25 protein-coding genes, 1 tRNA gene and 1 riboswitch are annotated in these 20,623 nt (G+C 68.3%); of the genes, 10 read left to right on the forward strand and 16 right to left on the reverse strand.

From position 1 onward, the window contains the following. Positions 1–50: 50 nt before the first annotated feature. The 12 genes from nusB to glyA form a co-directional block, all read right to left on the reverse strand. Positions 51–548: a transcription antitermination factor NusB gene (gene nusB / locus K6V06_RS14220; RefSeq protein ID WP_222244411.1), complete on the reverse strand. Its 498-nt coding sequence runs from the start codon at positions 546–548 to the stop codon at positions 51–53. Then, positions 541–1,044 (reverse strand): 6,7-dimethyl-8-ribityllumazine synthase, encoded by a 504-nt coding sequence (ribH, locus tag K6V06_RS14225; protein WP_222244413.1) that lies wholly within the window; start codon positions 1,042–1,044, stop codon positions 541–543. The genes nusB and ribH overlap by 8 nt, the downstream gene beginning before the upstream one ends. 162 nt (positions 1,045–1,206) lie before the next feature. Continuing rightward, complete coding sequence (ribBA, locus tag K6V06_RS14230; RefSeq protein ID WP_222244415.1) at positions 1,207–2,316, reverse strand: bifunctional 3,4-dihydroxy-2-butanone-4-phosphate synthase/GTP cyclohydrolase II; 1,110 nt, start codon at positions 2,314–2,316, stop codon at positions 1,207–1,209. Positions 2,317–2,540: 224 nt separating this feature from the next. Then, a complete protein-coding gene (locus tag K6V06_RS14235; protein WP_222244418.1) occupies positions 2,541–3,173 on the reverse strand; it encodes a riboflavin synthase in 633 nt (210 codons plus the stop codon). Between the two features lie 79 nt (positions 3,174–3,252). Then, the gene (gene ribD / locus K6V06_RS14240) at positions 3,253–4,389 is read right to left on the reverse strand and encodes a bifunctional diaminohydroxyphosphoribosylaminopyrimidine deaminase/5-amino-6-(5-phosphoribosylamino)uracil reductase RibD (RefSeq protein ID WP_222244420.1); all 1,137 of its coding nucleotides are present in this window, start codon (positions 4,387–4,389) and stop codon (positions 3,253–3,255) included. Positions 4,390–4,439: 50 nt separating this feature from the next. Continuing rightward, positions 4,440–4,988 (reverse strand): Tfp pilus assembly protein FimT/FimU, encoded by a 549-nt coding sequence (locus K6V06_RS14245; protein ID WP_222244422.1) that lies wholly within the window; start codon positions 4,986–4,988, stop codon positions 4,440–4,442. Beyond that, positions 4,982–5,458, reverse strand: a complete 477-nt coding sequence (locus K6V06_RS14250; RefSeq protein ID WP_222244425.1) for a type IV pilin protein — start codon at positions 5,456–5,458, stop codon at positions 4,982–4,984. The genes K6V06_RS14245 and K6V06_RS14250 overlap by 7 nt, the downstream gene beginning before the upstream one ends. Continuing rightward, positions 5,455–6,096 (reverse strand): pilus assembly protein, encoded by a 642-nt coding sequence (locus K6V06_RS14255; protein WP_222244427.1) that lies wholly within the window; start codon positions 6,094–6,096, stop codon positions 5,455–5,457. The genes K6V06_RS14250 and K6V06_RS14255 overlap by 4 nt, the downstream gene beginning before the upstream one ends. 71 nt (positions 6,097–6,167) lie before the next feature. Beyond that, positions 6,168–7,085, reverse strand: a complete 918-nt coding sequence (locus K6V06_RS14260) for a PilW family protein (protein ID WP_222244429.1) — start codon at positions 7,083–7,085, stop codon at positions 6,168–6,170. Further along, entirely contained in the window at positions 7,082–7,615 is a 534-nt protein-coding gene (locus tag K6V06_RS14265; protein WP_222244431.1) for a hypothetical protein, read from the reverse strand. Before K6V06_RS14265 ends, K6V06_RS14260 begins: the two co-directional genes overlap by 4 nt. Positions 7,616–7,753: 138 nt before the next feature. Next, complete coding sequence (nrdR, locus tag K6V06_RS14270) at positions 7,754–8,218, reverse strand: transcriptional regulator NrdR (RefSeq protein ID WP_222244433.1); 465 nt, start codon at positions 8,216–8,218, stop codon at positions 7,754–7,756. A 138-nt stretch (positions 8,219–8,356) separates the two neighbouring features. Next, positions 8,357–9,604 (reverse strand): serine hydroxymethyltransferase, encoded by a 1,248-nt coding sequence (glyA, locus tag K6V06_RS14275; RefSeq protein ID WP_222244435.1) that lies wholly within the window; start codon positions 9,602–9,604, stop codon positions 8,357–8,359. 164 nt (positions 9,605–9,768) lie between these two features. Continuing rightward, positions 9,769–9,913, reverse strand: a riboswitch (ZMP/ZTP riboswitch). A gap of 161 nt (positions 9,914–10,074) precedes the next feature. On the opposite strand from glyA, the gene ybgC reads away from it, so the two are divergent. The 10 genes from ybgC (at position 10,075) to K6V06_RS14325 (ending at position 17,669) form a co-directional block, all read left to right on the forward strand. After that, positions 10,075–10,479 (forward strand): tol-pal system-associated acyl-CoA thioesterase, encoded by a 405-nt coding sequence (ybgC, locus tag K6V06_RS14280; RefSeq protein WP_222244437.1) that lies wholly within the window; start codon positions 10,075–10,077, stop codon positions 10,477–10,479. Then, complete coding sequence (gene tolQ, locus K6V06_RS14285; RefSeq protein ID WP_222244439.1) at positions 10,476–11,159, forward strand: protein TolQ; 684 nt, start codon at positions 10,476–10,478, stop codon at positions 11,157–11,159. Before ybgC ends, tolQ begins: the two co-directional genes overlap by 4 nt. Positions 11,160–11,186: 27 nt before the next feature. After that, complete coding sequence (tolR, locus tag K6V06_RS14290) at positions 11,187–11,624, forward strand: protein TolR (protein ID WP_222244441.1); 438 nt, start codon at positions 11,187–11,189, stop codon at positions 11,622–11,624. 31 nt (positions 11,625–11,655) lie between these two features. Further along, positions 11,656–12,702: a cell envelope integrity protein TolA gene (gene tolA / locus K6V06_RS14295; protein WP_255581856.1), complete on the forward strand. Its 1,047-nt coding sequence runs from the start codon at positions 11,656–11,658 to the stop codon at positions 12,700–12,702. Positions 12,703–12,895: 193 nt separating this feature from the next. Beyond that, positions 12,896–14,230 (forward strand): Tol-Pal system beta propeller repeat protein TolB, encoded by a 1,335-nt coding sequence (gene tolB / locus K6V06_RS14300; protein WP_222244443.1) that lies wholly within the window; start codon positions 12,896–12,898, stop codon positions 14,228–14,230. Between the two features lie 21 nt (positions 14,231–14,251). Beyond that, positions 14,252–14,770, forward strand: a complete 519-nt coding sequence (pal, locus tag K6V06_RS14305; RefSeq protein ID WP_222244445.1) for a peptidoglycan-associated lipoprotein Pal — start codon at positions 14,252–14,254, stop codon at positions 14,768–14,770. Between the two features lie 21 nt (positions 14,771–14,791). After that, positions 14,792–15,550 carry a tol-pal system protein YbgF gene (gene ybgF / locus K6V06_RS14310; protein ID WP_222244447.1) on the forward strand — a complete coding sequence of 253 codons (759 nt, stop codon included), beginning with the start codon at positions 14,792–14,794 and terminating at the stop codon, positions 15,548–15,550. A gap of 135 nt (positions 15,551–15,685) precedes the next feature. Continuing rightward, complete coding sequence (queC, locus tag K6V06_RS14315; protein WP_222244449.1) at positions 15,686–16,363, forward strand: 7-cyano-7-deazaguanine synthase QueC; 678 nt, start codon at positions 15,686–15,688, stop codon at positions 16,361–16,363. Between the two features lie 55 nt (positions 16,364–16,418). Then, positions 16,419–17,534: a YeeE/YedE family protein gene (locus K6V06_RS14320; RefSeq protein WP_222244451.1), complete on the forward strand. Its 1,116-nt coding sequence runs from the start codon at positions 16,419–16,421 to the stop codon at positions 17,532–17,534. A 59-nt stretch (positions 17,535–17,593) separates the two neighbouring features. Beyond that, positions 17,594–17,669, forward strand: a tRNA-Lys gene (locus tag K6V06_RS14325). Between the two features lie 68 nt (positions 17,670–17,737). On the opposite strand, the gene K6V06_RS14330 is transcribed toward K6V06_RS14325, so the two are convergent. The 4 genes from K6V06_RS14330 to K6V06_RS14345 all read right to left on the reverse strand — a co-directional run bounded on the left by K6V06_RS14330 (position 17,738) and on the right by K6V06_RS14345 (position 20,442). Further along, the gene (locus tag K6V06_RS14330; RefSeq protein ID WP_222244453.1) at positions 17,738–18,784 is read right to left on the reverse strand and encodes an AI-2E family transporter; all 1,047 of its coding nucleotides are present in this window, start codon (positions 18,782–18,784) and stop codon (positions 17,738–17,740) included. Between the two features lie 145 nt (positions 18,785–18,929). Continuing rightward, positions 18,930–19,514, reverse strand: a complete 585-nt coding sequence (locus K6V06_RS14335; protein WP_222244454.1) for a DUF3318 domain-containing protein — start codon at positions 19,512–19,514, stop codon at positions 18,930–18,932. After that, a complete protein-coding gene (locus K6V06_RS14340) occupies positions 19,511–19,891 on the reverse strand; it encodes a phage holin family protein (protein WP_222244455.1) in 381 nt (126 codons plus the stop codon). The genes K6V06_RS14335 and K6V06_RS14340 overlap by 4 nt, the downstream gene beginning before the upstream one ends. A gap of 233 nt (positions 19,892–20,124) precedes the next feature. Next, on the reverse strand, positions 20,125–20,442 hold the full coding sequence (locus tag K6V06_RS14345) for a YqjD family protein (protein WP_370637473.1): 318 nt from the start codon (positions 20,440–20,442) through the stop codon (positions 20,125–20,127). Positions 20,443–20,623 lie beyond the last annotated feature (181 nt).

The following is a 20,623-nucleotide window of genomic DNA, read 5'->3' on the forward strand; positions in this document are numbered from 1 at the left end:
CCGCCCTGGGCGGGTGTCCGGAATCGGCCGGGGGAAGACCCGTCCGACTCCTAGCGGCGGGCCGCCACTTCGGTGGCGCGCACTTGTGCCGCCACCTTGTCCAGCACGCCGTTGACGTACTTGTAACCTTCGACGCCGCCGAAGGTCTTGGTCAGCTCGACGGCCTCGTTGATGACGACCTTGTACGGGATGTCGAGGCAGTGGACCAGCTCGTAGCTGCCCACCAGCAGCGCAGCGCGCTCGATCGGCGACAGTTCCTCGACCGGACGGTCGAGGAATGGCGAGAAGGCGGCGGTCAACCGCTCCTCTTCGCGCACCGCGCCGCCCAGCAGCGCGTCGAAGTGCTCGCGGTCCGCCTTGTTGAAGCCCTGCGCGTCATGCAGGTGGGCCTGGATCGCGCCGATATCGGTGCGGTTCAGCAGCCATTGATACAGCCCCTGCAGCGCCAGCTCGCGCGAGCGGCGGCGCGCGCTCTTGGGCGGCGCCTTGGCGTCAGTGCGGGCCGCCGGCCGTGCGCCGGGCTTGCCGCCCTGGGGTGCGTCACTCATCGTCGTCCTCGTCTTCGTCGTCCTGGGCGCCGCGCAGCGAATCCAGCGCGGCCACCAGGTTTGCCATTTCCACGGCGGCACGGGCGCAGTCGCGGCCCTTCTCGCGCGTGCGCGCGTGCGCCTGCTCGTCGGTGTCGACGGTCAGCACGCCATTGGCGATCGGCACGTTGAAGTCCAGGCCCACGCGCGTGATGCCCGCGCCCGACTCATTGGCCACCAGCTCGAAGTGATAGGTCTCGCCGCGTACCACCGCGCCGAGCGCGATCAGTGCATCGAACTGGCCGCTCTCGGCCATCTTCTGCAGCGCCAGCGGGATTTCCAGCGCGCCGGGCACCGTGACGAGCAGCGTGTCCTCGCCCTCGATGCCGAGCGATTCGAGCTCGGCCACGCAGGCTTCGCGCAGTTCGTCGCAGATCGCCTCGTTGAAGCGGGCCTGCACGATGCCGATGCGAAGGCCTTCGCCATCCATATTGCTCGGGTAGAAACCGTGTTCCATTGTTGTTCTCCTGTGCGGAAGCGGACGCCAGGCGGTGTCCGCGGAATTTCGGGGAGGGCGGGCGTCGGCCCGCGGCGCTTGCGGCTGCCGCTGCTGCGGCCGAGGGTGCGGCAGCGGGTGCGGCGAATCGTGGGGCAGAAAAATGTCCCCGCCCATGGTCCGTCAGTCCGCCTCGCCGTGCATCGGCTGATAGCCCGTTACTTCAAGGTTATAACCGGTCATGCTCGGCATCCGCAGCGGAGACGACAGCACGCGCATGCGGCCCACGCCGACATCGCGCAGGATCTGCGCGCCGATGCCATAGGTGCGCAGGTCGGGCTTGCGCGGTGTGCGGGACTTCGGCTCGTCCAGCGCGGTGAACTGTTCGACCAGTTGCTGGGCGCTGTCGCCGCAGTTCAGCAGCACCATCACGCCGCTGTCGGCCGCGCCGATCGCTTCCAGCGCCGCCGGCATGGTCCACGAGTGCGTGGTGGCGGACACTTCCAGCAGGTCCAGCACCGACAGCGGCTCATGCACGCGCACCAGCGTTTCGCGGTCGGCGCGCGGCTCGCCCTTGATCAGCGCCAGATGGACGCGGCCGCTCGGTTTGTCCCGGTAGGCGATGCTGCGGAAGGTGCCGTAGGGGGTGCGCATGTCACGCTCGCCCACCCGCTCGACGATGCACTCGTGGCGGCTGCGGTAATGGATCAGGTCGGCGATGGTGCCGATCTTCAGACCGTGCTGCTGCGCGAATTCGATCAGGTCGGGCAGGCGCGCCATGCTGCCGTCGTCCTTCATGATCTCGCAGATCACCGCGGCGGGCGTCACGCCGGCCAGGGCCGCCAGATCGCAACCGGCCTCGGTATGGCCCGCGCGCATCAGCACGCCGCCCGGCTGCGCCGTCAGCGGAAAGATGTGGCCGGGCTGCACCAGGTCGGACGGCCTGGCGTCGCGCGCCACGGCGGCCTGCACGGTGCGGGCCCGGTCCGCCGCGGAGATGCCGGTGGTCACGCCTTCAGCTGCCTCGATCGACACCGTGAACGCGGTGCCGTAGGACGTGCCGTTGCGGCTGACCATCGGCTGCAGTTCCAGCTGGCGGCAGCGTTCGGCCGTCAGCGTCAGGCAGATCAGACCGCGGCCGTACTTCGCCATGAAATTGATCGCTTCCGGCGTGACGAAGTCGGCAGCAAGGACCAGGTCGCCTTCATTCTCCCGGTCTTCCTCGTCCACGAGGATAACCATGCGGCCGGCGCGAATCTCGGCAATGATGTCTTCGGTGGGGGAGATCGTCATGGGATAGCGGGCGAAATCGGAGCGCAGCGTGCGGCAGAAGTGAAGCGAAAGCCCACGACAGACGGCGCGCACGGCGGCGCGCGAATGGCGGGGCAAGGCAAGGGCGGTGCGCAGGCAGGGATGCCGGGCGCGGGCGCCTGGCTGCCGCTGACCGCGGCCCAGCCCGACATTGTACGCGATGCCGGGCGCGGGCAAGCGCCGCAGGCCGCCGCCCGGGGTGGGAATCAGCGGGCCGCCTGGGGCAGCCGTTCTGCCTGCAGCATCCGCTCGACATAGCGCGCGATCAGGTCGATCTCCAGATTGACCTGGACCCCGGGGCGCAGCGCGTGCAGCGTGGTCACTTCGAGCGTGTGGGGAATCAGGTTGATCGAGAAGAGGCAGCCTTGCGCGTCGTCCTCGACCCGGTTGACGGTCAGCGACACGCCATTGACCACGATCGAGCCCTTGTAGGCCAGGTAACGGCCCAGGTCATGCGATGCCCGCACCCGCAGCTCGTGCGACTCGCCCACCGGCGCGAAGTGCACCACCTCGCCCAGGCCGTCGACATGGCCCGATACCAGGTGCCCGCCGAGCCGGTCGGCCAGCCGCAGGGCCTTTTCCAGATTGACGGGGCCGGGCTGGTCCAGCCCGCGGGTCTTGTCCAGCGATTCGCGCGACACGTCGACATCGAAATGGCCGGCCTCCAGCGCGACCACGGTCATGCAGGCGCCCTGGATGGCGATGCTGTCCCCGATGGCGACATCGGACAGGTCCAGGGCACCCGCGTCGACCCGCAGCCTGACACCGGCATCCTCGTTGCTGCCCAGCGGCGTGACCGATTCGATGCGGCCAACGGCCGCGACAATGCCTGTAAACATGGTGAGCACCAGAAACGCAATGGGAAAAGCCGCATGCTAGCAGCAGTGCGTCCCGGCTGCCTCGATGGGCGGCCGGCGCTCAGGCGAGCGCCTTGCCGGCAATTGGGGTCGCCTTGCGCGCGATCAGCCGCACATCGTCGCCGATGGTGCGCACGTCATGCCACTGGTAGGCGGGCGCATCGGCCAGCCGCGCCAGCGGCGGCAGGTTGAACATGCCGCGCGCGTCGCCGAGCAGCTTCGGCGCCAGGTAGACCAGCAGTTCGTCGACGCAGCCGGCACGGATCAGCGAGCCATTCAGCTTGAAGCCGGCTTCGACGTGCAGCTCGTTGATGCCACGCTGGCCAAGCTCGGCGACCATGGCCGCCAGGTCGACCTTGCCGCGCGCGTCCGGCAGGCAGAACACCTGCGCGTTGCGCGCTTCCAGTTGTGCACGCCGCTCGGGGTCGTCGACCGCGCAGAAGATCAGAACCGGCCGGGCGAACTCGCCGCTGTCCGGTGCCAGTACGCGGGCATCGAGCGGCAGTTCGAGGCGGGAGTCCACCACCACCCGCTGCGGCTGGCGGGGCGTATCGACGGCACGGACCGTCAGTTGCGGATCGTCGTCGCGAACCGTGCCGATGCCCGTCAGGATGGCGCAGGCGCGTGCCCGCCACAGGTGGCCGTCGTCGCGCGCGGCCGGACCGGTAATCCACTGGCTGGTGCCATCGTGCAGCGCCGTGCCGCCGTCGAGCGAGGCGGCGACTTTCATCCGCACCCACGGCTGTCCGCGCGTCATCCTTGAAACAAAGCCGATATTCAGCTCGCGTGCCTCGCGCTCCAGCAGTCCGCAGCGCACGTCGATGCCGGCGTCGCGCAGGCGCTGCAGCCCACGGCCGGACACGCTCGGATTGGGATCCTCCATCGCCGCGACGACACGGGCGATACCCGCGCGCACCAGCGCGTCCGCGCACGGCGGCGTTCGGCCGACATGGCTGCACGGTTCCAGCGTGACGTAGGCGGTCGCGCCGGCGACGTCGAAACCGCGCGCCTTCGCGTTCTTCATCGCCTGGATCTCGGCGTGATCCTGCCCGGCCGGCTGCGTGAATCCCTCGCCGATGACTTTGCCGTCGCGGATCAGCACGCAGCCGACGCGCGGATTGGGCGTCGTGATGTACATGCCTCGTTCGGCCAGCGCCAGGGCACGTTGCATCGCGGTGTGATCGGCTTCGGAGAACATTCGCGGTCCGGTTCGGGGTGGATGAGGGAGGGCTGGGCCGGGGCGCGTCGTCAGCGTGCTGCCGCGAGCGTGGCCTCGTTGCAATCGCGGTCCTTGCCCGGCACGCAGATGCGGATCGCGCCGTGCGCGCCCAGCCGCACCTGCCGGCGGGCCTTGCCGCAACGCACGGTAAAGGTGACAGCCACGAAGCCGCCCCGTCGTGAGCGAGAGTATCCCACAGGCGCGAGGCGCAGGGCCGGGCCATCCGCTGCGGCATGCGTTCCCATCGCGATGCGGACGCACCGGTGCGGTGACCGTACCGCCTGCAGCACCGTGGCGTCCCGGCCGGAGCCGGCAACGATCTGCCAGCCGGCGGCAGGGGCCGGCGGCTGTGCCGGCGCGGAGGCGGGAACCAGCATGATCTCGGCACGCCAGGCGCTCGCCATCGCCGCCGCAGTGCGGATCGACGCGGCGAGCAGGTCGGCGGCTTGCTGCGCACGCTGGTGGTCCAGCCAGTGCACGAGTTGCGGCGTGGCGGTCGCCGCCAGCAGCGCGATGACGGTCGCCGTGGTCATCAGTTCGACGAGGACGCCGCCGCGCGCCGGCCCGGTTCTCAGCACGGTTGGCCCCCTGGCAGTGGGGCCGCCCTGTCCCTGGGGATGCGCAGCCACTCCCCGGTGCTGCGCAGGACCATCGCCTCGCAGTCGCTGGCGTCGTTGCCATCGTCACGCAGGGGCCGCGCCTTCAGCTCGACGCAGGCATCGAGGCCGACGTCCGGGCAGGCCCGGGCATCGATCCGATAGCGGGGCGAGGCCGGCGGCTCGGGCACGAGCCGCGGCCAGTTGCCGGCCGGACGGCCCGTGCCGGGTTCCGCATGGGTGCCGGCCGCAAGGGCATGGCGCTGCAGGGTCAGCATGGCGTCGATCATCGCGGCCCGTGCCTGCACGTGCCAGCCTCGCTGCAGATGGCGCTGCCAGTTGGCGATGGCAAAGGCCGCGAGCAGCGACAGGATGGCAAGCGTGGCGATCGCTTCGGGCAGCGTGAAGCCGCGGCGCGTGGCGGCGCGGGGTCGGACCTGGCTTCGGGTCATGGTGCCGGCTCCGGGATCAGTTCACGCCAGGCGATGCGCCGGCTGGTACGGTCCAGCGTCGCGCCCGGCGCCTGGGGTATCGACCCGATCCATTCGCTTTGCAGCACCACGCGGGCGACCGGTGCCACGGTCCGTCCTGGCGAGCGGCCGAAGCCCAGCGCGGTGATGCGATACCGCTGTGCGCCCGCGGGATAGGGCGCCGGCGCGTCGCCCAGGTGCTCGATCAGATAGCGCGGTGGCACCAGTGGCCCGCCCATGTCCGGTGCAATGGTCGGAACGACGGCGCCGGTGACCGCGCCGAAGGCGGTACCGATGCCCGCGGCGAGCGCCACGGTCCCGCCGGTCGGTGTCATCCATGGCGCCCATGCAGCGGGCCGGCCTGGCGCCGGGGTGCAGTGGTGCCTGCGGGCGCCCGCGCCGCACGCACCGGGTGCCGGCCACTGTCGCCCGGCCTCGTGGTTCTTGCCGGACGCCAGCGCCAGCAGCTCGGCCTGCCCATCGAGCAGCGCCGCCTCGGCCGCCCGGAATGCCACCTCCCGGTCCAGTTGCAGGCCGACGCTCCGATAGCCCTGTTGCAGCAGCGACAGCGCGGACGCGGCTGCGCCCGCAGCGATCGCCAGCAAGCCGACGACGCTCATCAGTGTCGCGGCGCCGTGGGCGCAGCCCCGCGCCCGCTGTCCGCAGCCAGTGAGGGGGCGGGAGCGAAGCGTTAGCATCGCTGCCCCGGACATGGCGGCGTCGGGTTGCGCAACTGCACGGTGGTGGCAAAGACGCGCCGCAAGCGTGCCGGCTGCATGGGCGGCCGGAACACGGTATCGGCATTCTCTTCCCCGGGCAGCAGCGGCGGCATCAACGCGATGGCAGTCGATGACCGGTCCGCGGTGCGATTGCCATTCGCCGCCCGCAGCACCAGGGCGACGCGTACCGCAAGCACCTGGCGCCAGCCCGCTTCGTCGGCGATCGCGTCGGCCCGGACGAAGGCATCGACCATCCCGTCGCCGTCGCGATCGACCCCGAAGCGAAACTGCAGGGTTTCGACGCCGCGCGCCAGCACCGCGGTCGCCCAGCCCGCCGTTGCGCCGGCCTGCGACGCCCCAGGCGCGCCCTCCGGGCGGCCAGGGTAGCGGCACAGCAGTTGCGGCTCGCCGTCGAGTCCCGCGCCGAGATACAGCAGATTGGCCACCGCGTAGTCGGCAATCGCGCCCGGCTGAACCGGAAAGCCGCTGCAATCGGTCAGGTAGCGGTCCGGCAGGGCTTGCGCCGCAGCGGAGGCGGGACCGCCGAAGCGCACCAGCAGCGCGTCGCTTGCACCGAGGCCGGGACCGGCGCAATGCAACCCCCCGGTGCTGGATGGCCGGGCGCAATCGTCGCGGCCTTGCAGCGGGACCGGGACCGCTTGCGCGTGCGGCCACGCGCCGATGCCGCCCGGCCGCCAGCCGGCGTGTCGCACCAGGTGCGCGATCGCGTCGAGCGCGGCCCGGCCCTGCTGGTCCAGCTGGACGTCCGCGACGGCATGGCGATACGCCGCGAGGACCGCGCGCAAGGCGACCGTGGCGCCGGTCGCGACGATCGCGCCGAGCGCCATGCCGACCAGCAGCTCGACCAGCGTCGCGCCGCGCTGGGTCATTGGCGTCCGGTCCATAGCGCGACGGCCTTCAAGGCGGCGGTTGGCACTGCCGTCGGTTTCAACGTTGCCGCCATCGCCACCATGACGATCTGCGGACCGGGCGGGCAGGCAAGGCTGCCTTGCTGCACGGCGGCGCACCAGCGCGGCGCGGGTAGACGAGGCCGTGCGGGGAAGGGCGAGGGCGGAAAAGCGGACTGGGGCGGCGCCGAGGTAACGGCATCGCCCAGCGCGGGTTGCAGCGCCGGCCATTGCGCGGGCGGGGTCGGGCCGTGGGCGCAGCGAGGCCAGCACAGGGCCATCAGCTCGGCCGCCTCGGCGGCGTTGCCCGTTGCCGCGGCCACGCCGGCAAGCTCCTGCCACCGGGCGAGGGCGCGCGGGGCAAGCGCCGCGAGCGGCAACAGTCCGGTACCGAGCAGCGACAGCGCGACCAGGGCTTCCGTCAGCAGAAATCCGCCATGGCGGCGTGCCGCGCCGCTTCCCTTGGGCGCCGGACACCGTGTTGCCGGCTGCGTTTGCACGCTCCGTTCCATCGCTTCGCTCCTTCAGGCAAGAGCCTGGAGGGTACGGCCGGGGCTGCCGGCACGACGTGTCGGACGGTGGGAAATGGATTGAAAGTCGTTACCGCCACCGAAGCGGGGCGCTTCGGATTCGAGATGAGCGCGGACGGCTCAGCGCTTCGCGTTGCCCGAGGTCACTTCCGCCAGCACGTCGGAGAACTCCGAGACATCCTCGAAGCTGCGGTACACCGAGGCAAAGCGGATATAGGCAATCTTGTCCAGCCGGCGCAGTTCGCGCATGACCAGCTCGCCGACCTGGCTGCTTGGAATTTCCTTCTGCCCCAGCGCCAGCAGTTTCTCTTCGATGCGGGAAATCGCCTCGTCGATGGCTTCGGCCGACACCGGCCGCTTGCGCAGTGCCAGCCGCATCGAGTCCTTCAGCTTGGCGCGGGTGTAATCGACCCGGCTGCCGTTCTTCTTGACGATGGCAGGGAAGAACAGCTCGATCCGCTCATAGGTGGTGAAGCGGCGATCGCAGGTTTCGCACCGCCGGCGGCGCCGTACGGTGTCGCCTTCCTCGGACATGCGGGTGTCGAGCACCTGCGTATTCGAGTGGCCGCAGAACGGGCATTTCATGTCGGACCCCCAGGCAGGCGTGCGCCGCGGCACGCGGGTATTGTCATTGTATGGGCAGCGGGGCGGCCGTCATCGGCAAGGCGGTCGCAGCCGGCGGCGGCGCGCAGGGCGCGCGGTCCGCCGCCGGCCGCGCTGGCGTCAGCCGTAGACCGGGTACCGGCGGGTCAGCGCCGAGACCTGCTCGCGCACGCGGGCGATATTGGCCTCGTCATGCGGATTGTCGAGGACGTCGGCGATCAGGTTGGCGACCTGGCGCGCTTCCTCTTCCTTGAAGCCGCGCGTGGTCATCGCCGGCGAACCGAGGCGGATGCCCGAGGTGACGAACGGCTTTTCCGGATCGTTCGGAATCGCGTTCTTGTTGACGGTGATATGCGCATCGCCGAGGATCTTCTCGGCTTCCTTGCCGGTGATCTTCTTGGCGCGCAGGTCGACCAGCATCACGTGGCTCTCGGTACGGCCCGAGACGATGCGCAGGCCGCGCTCGATCAGCGTGTCGGCCAGCACCTTGGCATTCTTGACCACCTGTTCCTGGTAGGCCTTGAACTCGGGCGACAGCGCTTCCTTGAACGCCACCGCCTTGCCGGCGATCACGTGCATCAGCGGACCGCCCTGGATGCCGGGGAAGATCGCCGAGTTGATGGCCTTCTCGTGCTCGGCCTTCATCAGGATCACGCCGCCGCGCGGGCCGCGCAGGCTCTTGTGCGTGGTGGTGGTGACGAAGTCGGCGTGCGGCACCGGGTTCGGATAGACACCCGCGGCGATCAGGCCGGCGTAGTGCGCCATGTCGACCATGAAATATGCGCCAACCGCCTTGGCCACGCGCGCGATCCGCTCGAAGTCGATGCGCAGCGCGAACGCCGAGGCGCCGGCGATGATCATCTTCGGCTTCTTCTCCTGCGCGAGCTTCTCGAGGGCGTCGTAGTCGATGTCCTCCTGCTCGTTCAGGCCGTAGCTGACCACGTTGAACCACTTGCCGCTCATGTTCAGCGCCATGCCATGGGTCAGGTGGCCGCCCTCTGCCAGGCTCATGCCCATGATGGTGTCGCCCGGCTTGAGCATGGCGAAGAACACGCCCTGGTTGGCCTGCGAGCCGGAGTTCGGCTGCACGTTGGCGGCATCCGCGCCGAACAGTTGCTTGACGCGGTCGATCGCCAGCTGCTCGACGATGTCGACGTATTCGCAGCCGCCGTAATAGCGCTTGCCGGGGTAGCCCTCGGCGTACTTGTTGGTCAGCTGCGAGCCCTGCGCGGCCATCACGGCCGGCGAGGTGTAGTTCTCGGAAGCGATCAGCTCGATATGGTCTTCCTGGCGCTGATTCTCTTTCTCGATGGCGGCGAAGAGCTCGGGGTCGATCTGGTCGATCGTATAGCGGCTGCGTTCGAACATGGCGGAACTCGTGTGAAAAGAAGGCTGGATCGGAATGCCGGGGCCGGTCTGCCACGGCGCGATGGTTCGATGGGATCGAAGGGCGCGCTGGGGAGAGCCGAGCGCACCGCGCCGGCTGCACCGGATCGACCGGAGCGCACGGCGCAGGGCGCACCCTGCTTCCCATTCGCTGCCCAGGCGAGCGGCAGGCGCGGCGGCTGCGGGAACGGCCCCGGTTGTGCTTTCGGGGCCTGCGCCGCAACGTGGCGCCAGAGAACTTGCGCTTCCTCGTGGTAGTACCCACTGACTTCGCCAGTCGCGCAAGGTGGAATGGTTGGGCGGGAGTTTACGCGAGCGCCGGGGCCGCCGCAAGCGACCGCCCCCGCGGTGCAGGCTCACCTGGCGCTCCAAGTCTGTCGGACGATACGGCGTTGCAATGTCGGACACCTCTTGACACCGATCCAGGCGTGCTCTCCGCTACAATCGCGGCCATGACGAATTTCGTGTGGCCGTTACGCGTCTATTGGGAAGATACCGACGCGGGCGGCGTGGTGTTCTACGCCAACTATCTGAAGTTTTTCGAACGCGCGCGTACCGAGTGGCTGCGCGCACTCGGCATCGGCCAGCAGGCCCTCGCCGACGAAGCCGGCGTGGTTTTCGTCGTGCGCAGCACGGCGGTGGAATACAATGCGCCCGCCCGGCTGGACGACCTGCTCGAGATCCGCACCCGAATTGAACGGGTAGGACCCGCCTCGGTCCAATTCGCCCAGGAAGCGTGGCGCGACGAGCACATGCTCGCCGCCGGCAACATCCGGGTCGGGTGCGTGGACCGCCAGACCTTCCGCCCGGCCCCGATTCCCGCATCCGTTCTCGCAACCATCAAGACCGCTCGATGAATCCTGTGACCGTCACGCAAGACATGTCGATCATTTCGCTGGTGATGCAGGCCAGCATCCTGGTGCAGGCCGTGATGGCCCTGCTGGTCGCCTTGTCCTTGTTCTCCTGGACCTATATTTTCCGCAAGCACATGGCGCTGCGCGCGGCTCGCACGCAAACCGAAGGGTTCGAGCGGGACTTCTGGGCCGGCGGCGACCTGCAGGCGCTGTACCAGAGCGCGGCCAACAACCGCCACAGCACTGGCGCGCTGGAGCGCATCTTCGAGTCCGGCATGGGCGAATACCTGAAGACGCGCGAACGCAGCACGGATGCCGGCGCGCTGCTCGACGCCGCGCGCCGCGCGATGCGGGCGGCCTACCAGCGCGAGATGGACGTGCTCGAATCCCATCTGCCCTTCCTCGCCTCGGTCGGTTCGGTCAGCCCGTACATCGGTCTGTTCGGCACGGTCTGGGGGATCATGAACGCGTTCCGTGGCCTGTCCAACGTGCAGCAGGCCACGCTGGCCGCCGTCGCCCCCGGCATCGCCGAAGCGCTGGTGGCCACCGCGATCGGCCTGTTCGCGGCGATTCCCGCGGTGATCGCCTACAACCGCTATGCCACCGAGATCGACCGGCTGGCGATCCGCTTCGAGAGCTTCATGGAGGAGTTCCTCAACATCCTGCAGCGGCAGACCCGCTGACGGCAACCGGACGAGGAGAGCGAAGCAATGGCAGCGATCCAGCGCCGCGGCGGTTCCCGCCGCCGGGCCAGCGCCGAAATCAACGTCGTGCCGTACATCGACGTGATGCTCGTGCTGCTGGTCATCTTCATGGTGGCCGCACCGCTGGTCAGCCCCGCGGTGGTCGATCTGCCGACCGTGGCCGATGCCACCCCGCAGCAGAAGACCCCGCCGATCGTCGTCACCGTGCACGAGGACGGCAAGCTGACCGCGGCCGGCAAGGACGCCGAGGGCAAGTCGTTCGAGCGCAAGCTGGACAACCAGGGGCTGCTCGACTTCGTGCACCAGCGCCAGAACGAGAATCCCGACCAGCCGGTGGTGATCGCCGCCGCGCGCTCGGTCAAGTACGAAGCCGTGCTGGACGTGATGTCCGTGCTCAAGGCCGATGGCGTCAAGCGCGTCGGCCTGATGGTCAAGTCGAAATAACGCGGGCGGACAGCGCCCGGATCACGACAGGATGGTTCGCCCGTTTTCGATGAAGAACGCCGACTACCCGTATCAGCCGGTCAAGGAGCGCGGAACGCTGCGCGCCTTCCTGCTGGCGCTCTTCATGCATCTGCTGCTGGGCCTGGCGCTGTACTACGGCATCAACTGGCAGATCAGCACGCCGGCCGGCGTCGAGGCCGAGCTGTGGGAAGAGATTCCAGACGTACCGACGCCGCCCGAGACGCCGCGTCCCCCGCCGGTCGCGCCGCCGGCTCCGCCCCGGCCCGTGGTCCAGCCACGCGCCGAGGAGGACGCCGACATCGCGCTGGAGCGCCAGAAGCGCCGTGAAGCCGAGCAGCGCGAGGCCGCTCGCCTGAAAGAAGAACAGGCGCGCAAGGAACGGCAGGAGCGCGAGGAGCGCGAGGCCGCGCAGCGCAAGGAAGAACAGCGCAAGGAAGAACAGCGCAAAGAGGCCCAGCGCAAGGAAGCCCAGCAGAAGGAAGCGCAACGCAAGGAAGAGCAGCGGAAAGAGGCCCAGCGCAAGGAAGAGCAGCGCAAGGAAGAGCAGCGCAAGCTCGCCGAGGAACAGAAGAAGCGCGACCAGGCCCGGGAGCAGGCCGAAGCGAAGGCGAAGTCCGAGGCCGCCGCCAAGGCGAAGGCTGCCAAGGCCAAGGCGGACGCGGAAGCGAAGGCGCGCCAGGAAGCGGCCAATGCGCAGCGCCAGAGCGAACTGGCACGCCTGAAGGCGCTGGCCGGGGGCGGCGCGGGTGGCGGCACCAGCGGCGACAACGTCGGCTCGGGCGGGCGCGCCTCGCCCGGCTATGCCGACCGCGTGCGGCGCCGCGTCAAGCCGAATATCGTCTTCACCGAAGATGTGCCGGGCAATCCGACCGCGGTGGTGACCGTGTCGCTGGCGCCGGACGGGTCGTTGCTGTCGGCGCGGCTGTCCAAGTCCAGCGGCAATTCCGCCTGGGACAATGCCGTGCTGCGCGCCGTCGAGCGGTCCGATCCGCTGCCGCGCGACGAGAACGGCAAGGCCCCGGCGAACTTCACGATCACTTTCCGGCCGAAGGACTAGGGCCGCTGCGGCCATGATTTGCAACATTGTGCAACCGCGATCCTGCCGGGCGAAGCCGATGGCTACCATCGGCGGTCGCCCCAAGCGGCACGGACGCCGCGTGTCGGGGCAAGACCGGCCGTCCGGGGCCCGAGAAGGGATCCCCGCGGCGATGTCGAAACAACTTGTTTGACGATCTCGAGTGAGGAGCAGTATGCGATCGCTTTGGGCCTTCCTGCATGGCACTGTCCGCCATCGCCGATCCGCCCGTCACGCCATCCTGGCGTGGCTGACCATGGCCATGGCCATGACCCTGATGTCCGGCGCCGCCCGGGCGCAACTGAACGTGGAGATCACCGGAGTCGGCTCGAGCCAGTTCCCGGTGGCCGTCGCCAACTTCCAGGGTGAAAGCGCGGCGCCGACCAACCTGACCGCGATCATCCGCGCCGACCTGCAGCGCAGCGGGCGCTTTCGCAATGTCGATGTCGCCGGTGCCACCGTGGCCGAGACCGCCAATGTCGACCTGGCCTCGTGGAAGACGCGCGGTGCCGACGCCTTCGTCGCCGGCAGCGTGACGCCGGCGGCCGGCGGGCGCTACGAAGTGCGCTTCCGCCTTTACGACACGGTCAAGGGCGCCAGCCTCGGCGGCCTGGCCTTCACCGTCGGCCAGGACCAGCTGCGCGTCACCGCGCACAAGATCGCCGACTATATCTACGAGAAGCTGCTCGGCGAGCGCGGCGTGTTTGCCACCCGCCTGTCCTACGTGTCCCGCGTGGGCAACCGCTTCCAGCTGCTGATCTCCGACTCGGATGGCCAGAACGCCCGCGTGGCGCTGACCAGCAACGAGCCGATCATCTCGCCGTCGTGGTCGCCGGACGGCGCCAAGGTCGCCTACGTCTCGTTCGAAGCCAAGAAGCCCGTGGTCTACGTGCACGACCTGGCGACCGGCAAGCGCACGCTGGTGTCGAACCAGAAGGGCAACAACAGCGCGCCGTCGTGGTCGCCGGACGGCCGCAAGCTGGCGCTGGCGCTGTCGCGCGACGGCAATACCCAGATCTACCTGGTCAACGCCGACGGCTCCGGCCTGCGCCGCCTGACCCGCAGCAGCGCCATCGACACCGAGCCGCAGTTCTCGCCCGATGGCCGCAGCATCTACTTCACCAGCGATCGCGGCGGCGCGCCGCAGATCTACCGGATGTCCGCCGAGGGCGAGGAAGCCGGCGGGGCGCAGCGCGTGACCTTCAAGGGCAGCTACAACGTCAGTCCGCGCATTTCCCCGGACGGCAAGCAACTGGCGTACATTACGCGCGGAGGCGGTTTCAAGCTGCAGCTGATGGACCTGGCGACGGGCGATGTCACTTCGCTGACCGACACCTCGAATGACGAAGCGCCGAGCTTCGCCGCCAACGGCAAGTACATTCTGTATGCCACGCGCTCGGGTGGGCGCTCGGTACTGGCCGCGGTGTCTACCGATGGACGGTCCAAACAGGTTTTGTCCCTCCAGTCCGGCGAGGTTCGCGAGCCGTCCTGGGGACCGTTTATGCAATAACACCAACAGGAGCGTCTCACCATGTCGAAAATGATGACCAAGTCCCTTGCCCTCGCCGCGCTGCTGGCGCTGGGCGCCTGTAGCTCCGGCGTCAAGCTGGACGACACGGCCAACGCTGGCGCCGGTGCCGGCGCGGGCGCAGCCGGCACGGACCCGCGCGCGGTCGCGCCGGTGGACGTCTCGCGCGATCCGCTGAACGACCCGAACAGCCCGCTGGCCAAGCGCAGCGTCTACTTCGACTTCGACAGCTATGCCGTCAAGCCGGAGTACCAGGGCATGCTGTCCGAGCACTCCAAGTACCTGCAGGGCAACCGCAGCCGTCGCATCCTGATCCAGGGCAACACCGACGAACGCGGCACCAGCGAGTACAACCTGGCGCTGGGCCAGAAGCGTGCGGAAGCGGTGCGCCGTTCGCTGTCGACCATGGGCGTGCCCGAAAGCCAGATGGAAGCGGTCAGCCTGGGCAAGGAAAAGCCCAAGGCCACCGGCCACGACGAAGCATCGTGGGCTGAAAACCGCCGCGCCGATATCGTCTACTAATCCCGCCGGAAGCTCGATCACATGAAAGCACGCGTCTCTTCCTTGTCTTGGCTTGTCGCCGCGGTCTGCTCCGGCCTGTTGCCGGTCTGCCAGGCGCAGGCAGGTGTCTTCGACGATGACGAGGCGCGTCGCGCCATCATCACGCTGCGTGACCAGTTCAACGGCTTCCAGGCCACGGCCACGCAGCGGATCGAGCAGAACAGCCGCGCCCAGATCGAGATGCAGAACCAGCTCGAAGGCATGCGGCAGGAAGTCGCGCGCCTGCGCGGCCAGAATGAAGTGCTGCAGAACGAATTGACGACGCTGCAGCGCAACCAGAAGGACTTCTATGCCGATCTGGACGGCCGGCTGAAGAAGTTCGAGCCGCAGCAGGTCAACGTCGAAGGGCAGGAGGGCCTGTCCCAGCCCGGCGAGAAGGCCGAATATGATGCGGCGCTCAAGCAGTTCCAGACCGGCGACTTCAAGGGTTCCGGTACCACGTTCTCGAACTTCATCAAGAAGTATCCGCAGAGCCCCTATGTGCCGCTGGCGCAGTACTGGCTCGGCAACTCGTTGTACGCCCAGCGCGACTACAAGGGATCGATCACCGTGCTGCAGAACATGGTGTCCGCGTATCCGACCCACGCCAAGGTGCCCGACGCGATGATCGCCATCGCCAACAACCAGCTGGAATCGAACCAGAAGGTGGCGGCGCGCAAGACGCTGGAACAGGTCGTGGCCAAGTACCCCGGCACGGAAGGCGCCCAGGCGGCAAGCAACCGGCTCAAGACGCTGAAGTAGGCCGGCTGCGCACCTTCTTCTGCGCACGCAGGGGAGAACCAGAGGGGCCCGCGACCAGCGGGCCTTTTGCCGTGGCGCTACAATATCGGGTTACCCATTTTCATAGCGGCCGAGGCATTGGCGGCCGTCCCGATCATGACGCCACGCGCAATCGTCCTGTTGTCCGGCGGACTCGACTCCGCCACCGTGCTCGCCATGGCCCGCGCCCAGGGCTTCGAAACCTATGCGCTGTCGATGCGCTATGGCCAGCGGCACAGCTCGGAACTGGACGCCGCCCGGCGCGTTGCCGCGGCGCTGGGCGCGAAGCGCCATGAAATCGTCGATCTGGATCTGCGCCGCTTCGGCGGTTCCGCGCTGACCGACGACGCGCTCGACGTGCCGACCGACGGCGCCAGCGAAGGCATTCCCATTACCTACGTGCCCGCGCGCAATACCATCATGCTGTCGCTGGCCCTCGGCTGGGCCGAGGCAGTGGGCGGGCGCGACCTGTTCTTCGGTGCCAACGCCGTGGACTATTCCGGCTACCCGGATTGCCGCCCCGAGTACGTGCGAGCCTACGAGGCGCTGGCCAACCTGGCGACCAAGGCCGGCGTCGAAGGCGAGCGGATTCGCGTCCATGCGCCGATCATCGACATGACCAAGGCAGAGATCATCCGGGAAGGCGTCCGGCTGGGGGTCGACTACAGCATGACGGTGTCGTGCTACCAGGCCGACGACGACGGCCGGGCCTGCGGCCTCTGCGATTCCTGCCGTATCCGCCGCGCCGGCTTCGACGCGGCCGGCGTGGCAGACCCCACGCGCTATCAGGGCTGAAGCTTCCGCTGACTCCTCCAACTCAAGCACATCACCGCCCCGGTGGCCACTCGTTATGCCTGACATCGACGTCCCCGCACTGAGCCGCCTCGTGCTGCTGAGCACCTTCGGCCTGACCTTCCTGTTCGGGGCGGTCCTGCAACGGACCCACTTCTGCACCATGGGCGCCGTCTCCGACATCGTCAACATGGGCGACTGGACCCGGATGCGAATGTGGGTGCTCGCCATTGGCGTGGCCATGATCGGCACCGGCCTGCTGGCCTGGGGCGGCCTGATCGACCCCGCCCGCACCATCTACGCGGCCAGCCAGCTCAACTGGCTGTCGGCGCTGGTCGGCGGCCTGCTGTTCGGCTTCGGCATGGTGCTGGCCTCCGGTTGCGGCAGCAAGACGCTGGTGCGCATCGGTGCCGGCAACCTCAAGTCGCTGGTGGTGTTCGTCTTCCTGGGCTTGTCTGCCTATATGACGTTGCGCGGCCTGTTCGGCGTCATCCGGGTCAACACGGTGGATGGCGTGGCCGTCGCGCTGCCCACCTCGCAGGACCTGCCGTCCCTGCTGGCGCAGGGCGGCGGCATGGCGCGCAACACGCTGCAACTGGTGCTGGGGCTCGTGCTCGGCGGCGTGCTGTCGTTGTGGGCGCTGGCCGGCAAGGGCTTTCGCACCTTCGACAATCTGCTGGGCGGCATCGCCGTCGGCCTGATCATCGTGGCGATGTGGTACGTCTCCGGCCATGTCGGCTTCGTGCCGGAGGACCCGGACACGCTGGAAGAGGTCTTCGTCGCCACCAACAGCGGCCGCATGGAGAGCCTGAGCTTCGTCGCCCCTTACGCCTACACGCTGGACTGGCTGATGATGTTCAGCGACAAGAGCAAGGTGCTGACCATTGGGATCGTCAGCGTGATCGGCGTGATCGCCGGCGCGGCGGCCTATGCGCTGGCCACGCGCACCTTCCGCTGGGAAGGCTTCGGCAACGCCGAGGACGTCGCCAACCATATCGTTGGCGGCATCCTGATGGGAGCGGGCGGCGTCACCGCGCTGGGTTGCACCATCGGACAGGGCCTGTCCGGTGTGTCGACGCTCGCGATCGGCTCCTTCATCGCGCTGGCCGGCATTCTCGCCGGCGCGGTGCTGGCGTTCCGCTATCAGATGTGGCGCCTGGAGCGGATGGTCTGAGCCCGCCTGTCGTTGACAGCATAAAAGCTATCTGTCTATAATCGCGGCTTCTGTTTTTTGGGTCGTTAGCTCAGCCGGTAGAGCAGCGGACTTTTAATCCGTTGGTCGCAGGTTCGAATCCTGCACGACCCACCAGCATTGCAAAGGGCCTGTGACGCAAGTCACAGGCCCTTTTTGTTTGCGCGGGCAAGCGGGACGCTGGCCTACAGCCCCTTGTCGTGGTCCCGCATCGACGCGAACAGGTCCCAGCTGGCGATGAACAGCGCGGCGATCAGCGGCCCGATCACGAAGCCATTGATACCGAACAGCGACAGTCCGCCCAGCGTGGAGATCAGGATCACCCAGTCCGGCATCTTGGTGTCCTTGCCGACCAGGATCGGGCGCAGCACGTTGTCCACCGAGCCGATGACCACCGCGCCGAAGGCGATGACGATCACGCCCTTGACGATCGCGCCGGTCAGCAGGAAGTAGATCGCCACCGGCGCCCAGATCAGGCCCGCCCCGATGGCGGGCAGCAGCGATAGCGCTGCCATCACGACCCCCCACAGGATCGGGCCCTGGATGCCCAGGCCCCAGAACAGCAGGCCGCCGAGCAGACCCTGCAGCAGCGCCACGGCGATATTGCCCTTGATGGTGGCGCGGATGACCCCGGTGAACTTCTGCAGCAGCAGCAGCTTGTGCTGGTCGTCCAGCGGCAGCGCCATGCGGATGCGCCGGCTGATGCGGGCACCGTCGCGCAGCAGGAAGAACAGCAGGTACAGCATGATGCCGAAGCTGATGACGAACTGGGCGGTGTTCTGCCCGATGCTCAGGGCCTGGGTTGCGATGTACTGGCTGGCCTGCCCGGCGGCATTGGCCAGCTTTTCCTGCACGCTGGCGAAGTCGGTCAGTTCCAGGCGCGTCAGTTGCGCGCTGATCGGAGCGGGCAGGGCCCGCATGGCCTGTTCGAAATACGCGCCGAAGTTGATCTGGCCGGAGCGGATCTGCTGTACGACGTACGTGCCTTCGCTGATCAGCGAAGCGCCGACCAGGAACATCGGCACCACCACCACCACGAGGCAGAGCAGCAGGGTCACCAGCGAAGCCGTATTCGCGCGGCCGTTCATCCGGCGCGTCATCCAGTTGTTGACCGGCGTGAAGATGATGGCGAGGATCACGCCCCAGAAGACCGCGCTGAAGAACGGCAGCAGCACCCAGAAAAAGGCGACGGTGACGATCGCCAGCAGGATATAGAACGCCTTCTGTTGCATGGATTCAGGTTGCTACCGGGAGGGGCGCTACCGCAGCGCGTGCGCCGGACATGGATGCCGAACGACCCGGACGCGCGGCGGTGCGCCCGGCAGGGATGAAAGCTGCGGCATGGCCGCGCGTCGCCAACGCGCGCACGGCATCCTCTCAGCGTACCAGCGGATCGTGAAAGCCAGTGGCATCGCGCCCGCCAGCGGCGAGCGCCGGATCGGCAGTCACGGTGGCAGCGTCGCCTTGCTGGCGCTGGCGCCGCCTGGCGCGCGCCGGGCGCTCCGGCCGTTCGCCGGGGCTTTGCGCCCTGGCCTGCTGCCAGGTCTGGTACAGCCAGTAGGCGGCGCCGCCCAGCGCGCCCCATTTCGACGCCTTGACGCCCCAGCGCAGCACCGGTACGCGCCGCAGCAGCGGCAGCGCCAGCGATACCGCCGTGCCGAGCACCGGGTATTTCTGCGCCAGGCCGAACATCTTCCACATCGACTGCGGCCGCGCCATACGCGGCACCCAGGCACCGAAGCGCAGCAGCGAACGCGCGCTGTTGCGCACGTCGTGCAGCGCATGCACGCAGTCGTAGCGCTCCAGTGCTGCCCGCGTGATCAGCAGTTCCTTGCGTACCTCGAGGGGCAGGTTGATTTCGCGGGTCATCCGCGTCGGGCGATGCGGGTCCGCGGCCGGCGGGACGGACGTTTCGACCGTGGTAGGCGGAATCGGCGCTTCCGGGATTCGGTTGGCTGTCATTGGCGCAGGCTCTCCCGGTCCTTGTCGATCTCGGCCAGCGTGGCCTCGAACAGGGGCGGCGAGTCGCGCAGGACCTTGCGCGCAGCGAGCAGGCAGCCGCCGCCCAGCAGAAGGTAGATCACGAGCAGCGCGCTGAGCGCCTGGACGCGGTATTCGTCCCAGAACATCAGCACGATCAGGCCGGTCAACGCGAACAGCGCCAGCGCAAAGAACACCAGGCCGACCAGCGCCAGCAGTGCCATGCGCAACAGGCGGCTTTTCTCTTCGGAGAGTTCGACGCTGGCCAGTTCGAGCCGGGTCAGCACCATTGCGACGATGGAACTGCCCAGCGTCCGCAGGGACTCGAACAGCTTGGGAGGAGAGGTGTCGTCGGTCATGCGGATGCGCGGTTAGGTGGGAAGGACGCCGCCGGCCAGCATGCTGGCGGTGCGCCATCATGCCGGGCGCGGCACGACTGCAACACGCGGGCGCGAGGGCCGGCGATCGGGGAGGGGGGTGCCACGGAGGCCGCGGCACGCCCGCCACGCCGGGGTCGGGCAGGAGCGACGGCGCAGACGGAATCTGCGCGAGCCGCGCCGGCGCCAGACCGCCGGCACATGCCTGCCGACGCTTACTTGCGGTTCAGCAGCAGGCCGATCAGCAGACCGGCGCCGGCAGCAATGCCGACAGCGCGCCACGGATGATCGTGGACATAATCGTCAGTGGCGCGGGCGGCAGCCTTGCCGCGCGTCACAACGGCGTCCTGCAGGTCCTGCGCCTTCTCCTTGGCCTGTTTCAGCAGGCCCATGCCGCGCTCGCGCAGCTCGGCGGCCTTCTCGCCGGTGGTCGAGGCGGCTTGCTTGAGCAGCTCCTCGGCATCGGACAGGACGGTCTTGACATCGCTCATCAGTTTCTCCTGGTTGCGGGCGGTCGTTTCGGGTATTTGCATTTTTCCTTCCTCGCTCGTCGAAGTGGGTCTTCTCGCCGTGCTGCATGCTAAGTTCTTCCTAGGATATGCGGCAGGCTCCAAAGGTTTCAAGACAACGAGTCCTACAAGGCATGTAGGACATCGGCGCAGCGGAGCGAAAGTTGACGGTTGGAAGGCCGAAACCGGTAGAAAACCGTGCAGG

The sequence above is a fragment of the Cupriavidus sp. AU9028 genome, from assembly GCF_019795295.1.
In the GTDB taxonomy this organism is placed as follows: domain Bacteria; phylum Pseudomonadota; class Gammaproteobacteria; order Burkholderiales; family Burkholderiaceae; genus Cupriavidus.